This is a genomic window from Streptomyces phaeochromogenes, assembly GCF_001418655.1.
Classification (GTDB): Bacteria; Actinomycetota; Actinomycetes; order Streptomycetales; family Streptomycetaceae; genus Streptomyces; species Streptomyces phaeochromogenes.
Genome location: NZ_LIQZ01000667.1, coordinates 2,201 through 3,006, shown reverse-complemented (window position 1 = coordinate 3,006; position 806 = coordinate 2,201). Strand labels below are relative to the sequence as shown.

Annotated in this window: 1 protein-coding gene and 1 pseudogene; both read left to right on the top strand. The window is 71.5% G+C overall.

Translation table 11 applies throughout. The annotated features are described in order from the left end of the window. Positions 1-122 (top strand): annotated as a pseudogene (locus AOK17_RS53395) (phytanoyl-CoA dioxygenase family protein); the annotation flags it as partial. Between the two features lie 17 nt (positions 123-139). Then, a partial coding sequence (locus AOK17_RS47380) for an SDR family oxidoreductase (RefSeq protein ID WP_245697913.1) occupies positions 140-806 on the top strand: 667 nt, incomplete at its 3' end.

Sequence of the window (806 nt, the reverse complement as noted above, 5' to 3'; positions counted from 1 at the left end):
CGGTCGACGGTCTCGCTCCGCCCTCCCAGGCGGACACCCTCTGGCAGGCAGTCGCCGAAGGCTGGGCCCCGGCCCGGCTCCGCCAGGAACTACAGGCGGGCGCCAAGCGCCGCCGGAGCTGAAGGAGAACAACGCACTCATGGGACTGCTTGAGGACAAGGTCGTCCTCGTCAACGGCGGCAGCCAGGGCGTCGGCGCGGGCATCGTCCAGGCTGCCGTACGCGAAGGCGCGACCGTCGTCTTCACCGGACGCCGGGCCGACGTCGGCGAGAAACTCGCCGCGGACACCGGCGCCCGCTTCGTACGCGCGGACCTGTCGGACGCCGCTCAGGCGCGCGACAGCGTCGTACAGACCGTGGACGCGTACGGGCGCGTCGACTGCCTGGTCAACGCGGCGGGGCTGACGTCACGCGGTTCGCTCCTGGACACCACTCCGGAGCTGTTCGACGCGCACATCGCGATCAATCTGCGGGCGCCGTTCTTCGCGATGCAGGCGGCGGTGGCGGACATGGTGGCGCGCAAGGCCCCCGGCACCGTGGTCAACGTCATCTCCAGCGCCGAGCACGGCGGACAGCCCTTCCTCGCCCCGTACGTCGCGGCGAAGGCCGGGCTCGCCGGGCTGACCCGCAACGCGGCCCACGCACACCGCTGGGACCGTATTCGTATCAACGGCCTCAACATCGGCTGGACCGACACCGAGGGCGAGGACGCCACCCAGCGCGCCTTCCACGGTGCGGGCGACGACTGGCTGGAGAAGGCCGCCGAGTCCCAGCCGATGGGCAAGATCGGGCAGGTCGACGAGATCG